The sequence below is a fragment of the Isoptericola sp. NPDC019482 genome, assembly GCF_040632295.1.
Lineage (GTDB): Bacteria > Actinomycetota > Actinomycetes > Actinomycetales > Cellulomonadaceae > Isoptericola.
In genome coordinates this window covers 1-9,252 of record NZ_JBEYBQ010000065.1, presented here as the reverse complement: position 1 = coordinate 9,252, position 9,252 = coordinate 1, and the positions used below count along the sequence as shown (strand labels likewise).

At 75.4% G+C, this 9,252-nt stretch carries 11 protein-coding genes; 8 read left to right on the top strand and 3 right to left on the bottom strand.

Annotation, left to right across the window (positions count from 1 at the left end):
* Positions 1-133: 133 nt before the first annotated feature.
* Genes rsrA through ABZ493_RS21475 form a run of 3 tightly spaced genes read right to left on the bottom strand, consistent with a single transcriptional unit; the run spans position 134 to position 2,304 of the window.
* On the bottom strand, positions 134-415 hold the full coding sequence (rsrA, locus tag ABZ493_RS21485) for a mycothiol system anti-sigma-R factor (RefSeq protein ID WP_430567851.1): 282 nt from the start codon (positions 413-415) through the stop codon (positions 134-136).
* Positions 412-1,308: a sigma-70 family RNA polymerase sigma factor gene (locus ABZ493_RS21480; protein WP_430584147.1), complete on the bottom strand. Its 897-nt coding sequence runs from the start codon at positions 1,306-1,308 to the stop codon at positions 412-414. Before ABZ493_RS21480 ends, rsrA begins: the two co-directional genes overlap by 4 nt.
* A 30-nt stretch (positions 1,309-1,338) precedes the next feature.
* Complete coding sequence (locus ABZ493_RS21475) at positions 1,339-2,304, bottom strand: helix-turn-helix domain-containing protein (RefSeq protein WP_430584146.1); 966 nt, start codon at positions 2,302-2,304, stop codon at positions 1,339-1,341.
* A 93-nt stretch (positions 2,305-2,397) separates the two neighbouring features.
* Between ABZ493_RS21475 and ABZ493_RS21470 the strand changes: the two genes are divergently transcribed.
* The 8 genes from ABZ493_RS21470 (at position 2,398) to hisN (ending at position 9,167) form a co-directional block, all read left to right on the top strand.
* A complete protein-coding gene (locus ABZ493_RS21470; RefSeq protein WP_430584145.1) occupies positions 2,398-2,541 on the top strand; it encodes a hypothetical protein in 144 nt (47 codons plus the stop codon).
* 53 nt (positions 2,542-2,594) lie between these two features.
* Entirely contained in the window at positions 2,595-3,182 is a 588-nt protein-coding gene (locus tag ABZ493_RS21465) for a DoxX family membrane protein (RefSeq protein ID WP_430584144.1), read from the top strand.
* Positions 3,183-3,252: 70 nt separating this feature from the next.
* Entirely contained in the window at positions 3,253-4,617 is a 1,365-nt protein-coding gene (gene aroA, locus ABZ493_RS21460; protein WP_430584143.1) for a 3-phosphoshikimate 1-carboxyvinyltransferase, read from the top strand.
* A complete protein-coding gene (gene rsgA, locus ABZ493_RS21455; RefSeq protein WP_430584142.1) occupies positions 4,617-5,654 on the top strand; it encodes a ribosome small subunit-dependent GTPase A in 1,038 nt (345 codons plus the stop codon). Before aroA ends, rsgA begins: the two co-directional genes overlap by 1 nt.
* A gap of 87 nt (positions 5,655-5,741) precedes the next feature.
* A complete protein-coding gene (locus ABZ493_RS21450) occupies positions 5,742-6,263 on the top strand; it encodes a MarR family transcriptional regulator (RefSeq protein ID WP_430584141.1) in 522 nt (173 codons plus the stop codon).
* Positions 6,260-7,711, top strand: coding sequence for an MFS transporter (locus ABZ493_RS21445; protein WP_430584140.1), 1,452 nt, complete (start codon positions 6,260-6,262; stop codon positions 7,709-7,711). Before ABZ493_RS21450 ends, ABZ493_RS21445 begins: the two co-directional genes overlap by 4 nt.
* Positions 7,708-8,280 carry a hydrolase gene (locus ABZ493_RS21440; protein ID WP_430584139.1) on the top strand — a complete coding sequence of 191 codons (573 nt, stop codon included), beginning with the start codon at positions 7,708-7,710 and terminating at the stop codon, positions 8,278-8,280. Before ABZ493_RS21445 ends, ABZ493_RS21440 begins: the two co-directional genes overlap by 4 nt.
* A 65-nt stretch (positions 8,281-8,345) precedes the next feature.
* Positions 8,346-9,167 carry a histidinol-phosphatase gene (gene hisN / locus ABZ493_RS21435; protein ID WP_430584138.1) on the top strand — a complete coding sequence of 274 codons (822 nt, stop codon included), beginning with the start codon at positions 8,346-8,348 and terminating at the stop codon, positions 9,165-9,167.
* The last annotated feature ends 85 nt before the right edge of the window (positions 9,168-9,252 follow it).

Genomic DNA, 9,252 nt, shown 5'->3' with positions numbered 1-9,252 from the left:
TCCCAGATCGTGCCGGTGTTCTGTTCGCCCCAGGCGGCGCGGGCTTGGGAGATGGACTGCAGGGTGGAGTTGTGGCCACGGGCCACACCACCGGAACTACCTCGGCGCTTTTCGTACTACCTCGGCGCAGCCGCTACTCGGCCGTGGACATCACCGTCAGCTGCGCGTGGATGCGCACCCGGAGGGTCTCCGGCGCCCGCTCCGAGCAGGAGCGGCGGACCAGCTGCTTGACGAGCTCCTCCACGCTCAGCTCGGCGAGGCACGGCGAGCAGTGCGCGACGTGCGCGCGCATCCGCTGCTCGTCCTCCGGCGTCATCTCGGAGTCGAGGTACTCGTTCAGGTGCACGAGGGCGTGCTCGCACTCGTTCTCCCCCTCGGCCCGGTCGTGCGGGATGGGGGTGATGGGGTCGGTCATGACGCTCCTCCACGAGCCGGGACCAGGCCTCGCTGGGCGGCGTAGTCGGCGAGCAGCTCGCGCAGCTGCCGGCGTCCGCGGTGCAGCCGGGACATCACCGTCCCGATCGGCGTGCCCATGATCTCGGCGATCTCCTTGTAGGGGAAGCCCTCGACGTCGGCGTAGTAGACGACCATGCGCCGGTCCTCGGGCAGCTCCTGCAGCGCGCGCTTCACGTCGGAGTCGGGGAGCCGGTCGAGCGCCTCCGCCTCGGCCGACCGCAGACCCTGCGACGTGTGCGACGCGGCGCGGGCGATCTGCCAGTCCTCGACGTCCTCCGCCTGGGACTGCTGCGGCTCGCGCTGCTTCTTGCGGTAGCTGTTGATGAACGTGTTGGTGAGGATGCGGTACAGCCAGGCCTTGAGGTTGGTGCCCGGCTTGTACTGGTGGAAGGCGGCGAACGCCTTGGCGAACGTCTCCTGCACCAGGTCCTCGGCGTCCGCGGGGTTGCGCGTCATGCGCAGCGCCGCGGAGTACAGCTGGTCCAGGTACTGCAGGGCGTCACGCTCGAAGCGCTCGGCCCGGGCCGCGGTGGACTCTCCCTCGGGGGCACGCTCCGTGTCCTCGGGGATCTCCTCGCCGTCCGGGGTGCTCCCGTGCGGCGCGTCGCCGCCCGCCGGGCCAAGGTCCTGGGTCATCACCGTCGAGCCTAGTCCAGCCACTGGGCGGAGTCCTCCGATCCACGGGGTGTGCAGGTCTGTGATGCCGCCGGCCACCGCGCCCCGCGCGCCCGGTTCGAGGGCGCCGTCGGGGACGGCGAACAGCCGCACGGACTCACGTGCGGGGACGGCGGTCGCCGTCGTCGAGGTGCGGATGCTCACGTCGGTGTGCAACCGCGGGAAGGGCCGCGACATTCCCGCGGGAGCAGCTCCGGCGCGACGGCCTCAGGAGGCCACCGGCGCGGCGAACCGCCGCCGGTACGCGACCGGGCTGGTGCCGAGCTGACGGGCGAAGTGGTGCCGCAGCACGGGGGCGCTGCCGAAGCCGACCAGGCGCGCGATCTCGTCGACCGGCGCCTCGGTGGACTCGAGCAGCTCCTGCGCCCGCGCGACGCGCTGGCGAGCGAGCCACGCGGCCGGCGTGGCGCCCGTCTCCTGCCGGAACCGGCGGGCGAAGGTCCGCTCGGACAGCGCGGCGCGACGGGCCAGCCGCGGCACGGTGTGCTCCTCGACCAGGTGCTCCCGCATCCAGGCGAGCAGACCGGCGAGCGACTCGCCCTCGCGCGGCAGCGGGTCGACGACGAACTGCGCCTGCCCGCCCTCCCGCTGCGGCGGCACCACCATGCGCCGCGCGACGGCCCGGGCGGCGTCGGCGCCCACCTGCGTGCGCACGAGGTGGAGCGCGGCGTCGATCCCGGCCGCGGTGCCGGCGCTGGTGAGGACCCGCCCGTCCTCGACGTAGAGCGCGTCGGGGTCGACGTCGGCGGTGGGGACCTCGGCCGCGAGCCGCTCGGTGTACATCCAGTGCGTGGTGCACCGCCGCCCGTCGAGCAGGCCCGCCCGCGCGAGCGTGAACGCGCCGGAGCAGATCGCGAACAGCCAGGCCCCGCGGTCGTGGGCCGCCCGGAGCGCGTCGAGGTAGGCCTGCGGGAGCACCTCCGCGCCGGCGTCGTCGATGCCGTACGCGACGGCGACGACGAGGTCGGCGTCGTCGAGCGCCTCGAGGCCGTGCTCGACGACGACGGGGAAGCCGCCCTTGGTCATCACGGGTCCTGGCACGGGGGCGCAGAGCGTGAACTCGAACGACGGCCCGCCCGTGTCGCTGCGGTCGATGCCGAACACCTCGTACGCGACGCCGAGCTCGAACGGCGCGACGCCGGGGACGACGACGGCGGCGACCTTGCGGATCATGCGCCCATCGTGCCACGCCATTGGCGGAATGTCGATGCATGTTGGCACTTCTGCCACTCGTGGCAGAAGTGCTACGCGCGAAGACTTGCTGCCATGACCGCACTGATCCTCGTCCTCGCCGTCCTGCTCGTGGCCGCCTACGCCGCCCGCCTGGTCCGCACGGTCCGCCGTGACGGACTCGGGACGCGGCGCCCGCCGCGATCCCACCCCGACTGGTGGGACGGCGCCCCCGCCTGAGACCCCCCACCGGTCGCCGGGCAAGCCCGGGGCTGCTCTGCCACAGTGGGCCCATGCTGTTGCGCCGAATCGCCCGCCCCCTCCTGGCCGCCCCGTTCGTCTACGACGGCATCCAGGCCGTGCTGCACCCGGCCGAGCACGTGGACGCCGCCCGCGAGGGCTCCACGCTCGTCACCGACGCCGTCGGCGCCGAGCCGCTCAGCGAGCGCCAGCTCGGGCTCCTGGTGCGGGCGCACGGCGCGGTGACCGCCGTGGCGGGGGTGCTGCTCGCCGTCGGCCGCACGCCCCGGACCGCGGCGCTGGCACTCGCCGCGCTCACGGCGCCGCTCGCCGTCGCCCACCAGCCGTTCACCTCCAAGGGCGCCGAGCGGAGCCTGCGGACCGCGGCCTTCGTCAAGGACCTCGGCAAGGTCGGCGCCGCCGTCATCGCGGGCGTCGACCTCGAGGGTCGGCCCGGCGTCACCTACCGCGTGCAGCAGGCGCGCACGCACGCCGCCCGCCTCGCGGAGGCGAAGGCCGGGACGGTCAAGGCCGCGACGAAGGGCGAGGCGGCCAAGGTGGCGGCCACGGCCGACAAGGCGAAGGCGGCCACCAAGGCCGAGGCCGCGAAGCTCCGGGCGAAGGTCGCCGAGGCCGTCTGACGACCCGGGCAGGCCCCGCACCGGCGAGACGGCCCGCGTCGTGGGCGGCCCGTGAACTAGCCTCGGAGCCATGACCTCCGCCGTCCCGCCGCACACCGCCCCGCCCGCCCCCGACGCCGAGCGCGCCGACGGCTGGGCGGCACCGGTCTCGACGGGCCCGCTGGACGCCACGGTGCAGGTCCCCGGCAGCAAGTCCCTGACGAACCGCCTGCTCGTGCTGGCCGCGCTCGCGGACGGTCCCGGCACCCTGCGCGGAGCGCTGCGCTCGCGCGACGCCGACCTCATGATCGACGCCCTGCGCGCCCTCGGCGCCGGCGTCGACGAGGGGGGCGACCCGAGCACCCTGCACGTGACGCCCGGCCCGCTGCGCGGCGACGTGGACGTCGACACCGGCCTGGCGGGCACCGTGATGCGGTTCCTGCCCCCCGTCGCTGCACTGGCCGACGGCCCGGTCCGGTTCGACGGCGACCCCGAGGCGCGGGTGCGGCCGATGCTGCCGGTGCTCGCGGCCCTGGGCAGCCTGGGCGTACGCGTCACGTCCCCCGACGGCGGCACCCCGACGCACCTGCCCTTCACGGTGCACGGCACGGGCCGCGTGGCCGGCGGCGCGGTCGACGTCGACGCGTCCGCGTCGTCGCAGTTCGTCTCGGCGCTGCTGCTCGCGGGCGCGCGCTTCGAGCGCGGCCTCACGCTGCGGCACATCGGGACCACCCTGCCGAGCCTCCCCCACATCGCGATGACCGTGGCCACGCTGCGCGACGTCGGCGTCGAGGTGGACGACTCCCGCGACGGCATCTGGCAGGTCGCCCCCGGCCCGGTCGCCGCGCGCGACGTGCGGGTCGAGCCCGACCTGTCGAACGCGGCGCCGTTCCTGGCCGCCGCGCTGGTGGGCGGCGGCACGGTGCGCGTGCCGGGCTGGCCCACGGAGACCACCCAGCCGGGGGCGCTGCTGCCCGACCTGTTCGCCCGGCTGGGCGCCACCTCGCGCCTCGACGGCGACGTCCTCACCGTCACCGGCACGGGCGAGGTCCGTGGGGCCGACCTCGACCTGCACGCCGCGGGCGAGCTCGCCCCCACGTTCGCGGTGCTCGCCGCGCTCGCCGACTCCCCCAGCCGCCTGCGCGGCATCGCGCACCTGCGCGGTCACGAGACGGATCGGCTGGCGGCGCTCGCCACCGAGATCACCCGGCTCGGCGGGCAGGCCGAGGAGACGCGCGACGGCCTCGTCATCACTCCCCGCCCGCTGCACGGCGGCCTGTTCCGCACCTACGCCGACCACCGCATGGCGACGTCGGCGGCCGTCCTGGGCCTGCGGGTGCCGGGCGTGCGGGTGGAGAACGTGGGCACCACGGCCAAGACCCTCCCCGGCTTCGACCGGATGTGGGAGCGGATGCTCGGCGTCGCCCCCGGCCCTGCCACCGAGGGCGAGGCCTGATGGCCCGCCGCGCCGTCGACGAGCACGCGCAGTACGCGCGGCCCTCGAAGCGCGGCTCGCGCCCCCGCACCAAGCAGCGCCCCGAGCACGCGGACGCCGACGTCGGCATGGTGACCGGCGTCGACCGCGGCCGGTACACCCTCGTGGTGGACGACGGCACGCCCGGCGAGCGCGCGGTGCTCGCCATGAAGGCGCGCGAGCTCACGCGCACCCGCGTCGTCGTGGGCGACCGGGTGGACGTCGTCGGCGACACGTCCGGCGACGAGGGCACGCTCGCCCGCATCGTGCGGATCCAGGACCGGTCGTCGGTGCTGCGCCGCACGGCGGACGACACGGACCCTTACGAGCGCATCGTCGTGGCGAACGCCGACCAGCTCGTCGTGGTCACCGCGCTCGCCCAGCCCGAGCCGCGCACCGGCATGATCGACCGCTGCGTCGTCGCCGCCTACGACGCCGGCATGGACGTGCTGCTGTGCCTCACCAAGGCCGACCTCGCCGACCCCGCGCCCCTGCGCGACCTGTACACGCCGATCGGCGTCGACGTCGTCGTCACGCGCCAGGACGACGCCGCGAGCGTCGAGGACGTGCGCTCCCGGCTGGCCGGGCGGACGTCGGTGCTGGTGGGACACTCGGGCGTCGGCAAGTCGACGCTCATCAACGCCCTGGTGCCCGACGCCGACCGCGCGACCGGCGTCGTCAACGACGTCACCGGTCGCGGCCGCCACACCTCGACGTCCGCGGTGGCCCTGCGCCTGCCCGTCGGGCCAGACGGCGGCCACGACGGCTGGGTCGTCGACACCCCGGGCGTGCGGTCGTTCGGGCTGGCGCACGTCGAGACGGACCACCTGCTGCAGGCCTTCGAGGACCTCGCCGAGGTCGCCGCGGACTGCCCCCGGGGCTGCACCCATCTCGCCGACTCCCCCGACTGCGCGCTGGACGACTGGCTCGCCGCCTCGTCGGACGACGAGCGCCCCGCGCGCGAGGCCCGCGTCGCGTCGTTCCGGCGCCTGCTGACCGCGCGCCACGCCGCCGACTGACCGCGCCGCCCCTGCGCGGTGGGCGCCTCCGTGTGATTCGTCAGGCAAGACTTGTCAGTCTGGACTGATGAGTTTTACGGTGGAGGGGTGCCCACCTTCCCCGACCCCGCCCCGCGCCCCGACGAGGCCGCCGACGCCGCCCGCGAGCTGCGGTCGCTCGTCGGCCGGCTGCGCCGCCGGTTCATCGAGCTGAGCGACAACCAGGAGCTGACCCCGTCGCAGACCGCGCTGCTCTCGCGGCTCGCGAAGCACGGCCCGGCGTCGCCCAGCGCGCTCGCCGCCGCCGAGCGGGTCCGGCCGCAGTCGCTCGGCGCCACCCTCGGCGTCCTCGACGTGCGCGGGCTCGTGCGCCGCGACCCCGACCCGACCGACGGCCGCCGCCAAGTGGTGTCCCTCACCGACGACGGACGTGCGTTCGTCGAGGGCCGGCGCGAGGCGGGGCAGGAGTGGCTGACCCGCACCCTGCAGGAGCGGCTCACCGGCGAGGAGCTCGCCACCGTCTCGTCCGTGCTGGCCCTCCTGGACCGCACGCTGCTGGACGATTCCCCGCGGGCCGGCGGCGACGCGTCCCTCCCCGCAGCGAGCTCCAGGGATGTCGCCCGCCCGTGACGCTGCTGCACCGCTCCGCCTCGCGCCCGGCCGCCGCCGCGGTCACGGAGGGCTACGACACCCGCCTCACGCTGCCGCTGGCGCTGGGCTCGCTGCTCAACCCCATCAACTCGTCGATGATCTCGGTGGCCCTGGTGCCCATCGGGATCGCGTTCGGCGCCCCGGCCGCTCAGACCGTCTGGCTGGTCACGGCGCTCTACCTGGTGACCGCGGTGGCGCAGCCCGTCGTGGGCCGGGTGGTCGACCTCGTCGGGCCACGCCGCCCCTACCTGGTGGGCACGGCGCTGGTGGGGGCCGCGGGGCTGCTCGGCGCGTTCGCGCCCACGCTCGGCGTGCTCGTGCTGGCCCGCGCCCTGCTGGGTCTGGGCACCTGCGCGGCGTACCCGGCGGCCATGTCGCTGGTGCGCCGTGCCACCGACAGATCCGGCGAGGGGCGCGGCACCGCCGCCGTCCTCACCGTCCTGGCGGTGACGAACCAGGTCGTGATGATCGTGGGGCCGACGCTCGGCGGCCTCCTCGTGGGGCTCGGCGGCTGGCGCGCCATCTTCCTGGTCAACGTGCCGCTGGCCGTGGCGTGCCTCGTGCTCGGCGGGCTGCGCCTGCCCCGCGTGCCGGGCACCGACCTGCCCGTCGCCGACGGCGCCGGCCGCCCCTCCGTCGCGACCCGCCTCGACGTGGCCGGGGTGGTCCTGTTCGCCGCCGCCCTCACCTCGATGATGCTGGTGCTGGTCGGCGCGACCCCGTGGTGGGTGCTCGCGGTGACCGTCGTGGCGGGCGCCGGCTTCGCGCGGCACGAGCTGCGCACCAGCCACCCCTTCATCGACCTGCGGCTGCTGGCGGGGAACCGCCCGCTGCTGCTCACCTACGCCCGCGCCTTCCTCACCGCCACCGCCACGTACGCGTTCATGTTCGGCTACGTGCAGTGGCTCGAGCAGGGCCGCGGCCTCGGCGAGGCCGCCGCCGGGCTCCTCATGCTGCCGACGTCGGTCGTCGCGGTCACCGTGGCGTCGGCCACCGGGCGGCGGGCGCCCGTCCGGGCCGCGCTCCTCGTCGGGGCGGCGTCCCTGCTCGCCGGCGGCGCCGTCCTCGCCGTCGTGCAGCCCGACAGCCCGACCTGGGTGCTCGTCGTCGCCGGCGTGGGCATCGGCGGCATGCAGGGCCTGTCCGGCCTCGCGAACCAGAAGGCCCTCGCCCAGCAGGCGGACAGCGCGTCCGTCGGCGCCGCCGCGGGCCTGCTGCGCACCTTCATGTACATCGGCGCGCTCGTCTCCACGGCGGCGATCGCCGCCCTCTACGCGGGCGGCCCCACCACCGCCGGACTGCACGACCTCGCCCTGGCGATGGTCGGCTGCGCTGCCGCCGTCCTCGTCCTCACCCTGGTCGACCGCTCCCTGCGCCGCCGGCCGGCCTCCCCCACGACCCCGACCCACGGAGAGATCCCCGCATGACCTTCACCGCACTGGACCCCCGCACCGCGCTCGTCGTCGTCGACCTGCAGGCCGGCATCCTCGCCGCGCCGACCGCGCCGCACGCCGCGGACGCCGTCCTCGCCCGGAACGTCGAGCTCGCCGACGCCTTCCGCGCCCGCGGCCTGCCCGTCGTCCTCGTGCGCGTCACCGCCGCGCCCGACGGCGCCGACGCCGTGCCCGGCCGTACCGACGCCCCGCGCGGGGCGGCCCGTCCCGACGGCTGGGACGTCCTGGCGCCCGAGCTCCACACCGCGGTGTCCGACGTCGTCGTGACCAAGCGGAACTGGGGCGCGTTCCACGGCACCGACCTCGACCTCCAGCTGCGGCGCCGCGGCGTGACCCAGGTCGTGCTGACCGGCATCGCCACGAGCATCGGCGTGGAGTCCACCGCCCGCGCCGCCCACGAGCACGGCTACCACGTCTCCCTCGTCACCGACGCCATGGCCGACCGCTCCGCCGAGGACCACGAGCACAGCGCGACGCGGCTGTTCCCCCGGCTCGGCGAGTGCGGCACGACCGCCGAGCTGCTCGCCCTGCTGGGGGCCTGACCTCTCTGTCCCACCCCCGCGCGCCGGGGCCCTGGCGAGGGCGGCGGACCGCTACCGTGTGAGGCGTGTCGTACACCCAGCCGTCTCCCAGCCCGACCAGCGGCCCCGCGCGCACGTACGAGGACGACCTGCGCCTGGCCCACGTGATCGCCGACCAGGTGGACGCCATCACGATGTCCCGCTTCAAGGCGCTCGACCTCCGCGTGGAGACGAAGCCCGACAACACCCCGGTGAGCGACGCCGACCGGTCCGCCGAGGAGTTCATCCGCGCCCAGCTGCACCGCGCGCGCACCCGCGACGCGATCGTCGGCGAGGAGTACGGCTCCGCGGGCAGCGGCGCGCGGCGCTGGATCATCGACCCGATCGACGGCACCAAGAACTTCGTGCGCGGCGTGCCGGTGTGGGCCACCCTCATCGCGCTGGCCGACGGCGAGGAGGTCGTCATGGGCCTCGTCTCGGCGCCGGCGATCGGCCGCCGCTGGTGGGCGGCCAAGGGCTCGGGCGCCTGGACGGGCAAGTCGCTCGCCTCGGCGTCGCGGATGTCCGTCTCGGGCGTCAGCACGCTCGGGGACGCCTCGTTCGCCTACTCGTCCCTGTCCGGGTGGGAGGAGCACGGCAAGCTCAACGGCTTCCTCGACCTCACGCGCCAGGTGTGGCGCACCCGCGGTTACGGCGACTTCTGGTCGTACATGCTCGTCGCCGAGGGCGCCGCCGACATCGCCGCCGAGCCCGAGCTCGAGGTCTACGACATGGCCGCCCTCGTGCCCATCGTCACCGAGGCCGGCGGCCGCTTCACCGGCCTCGACGGCGCCCCCGGTCCGTGGCACGGCAACGCCCTGGCCACCAACGCCAGGCTCCACGACGAGACCCTCGTCTACCTCGGCTGAGACCACCCGTCCGTCGTTGTGAGCGCGACTTCGGGGACTATTCGCGGCCGAATAGTCCCCGAAGTCGCGCACACAACGCACCGGG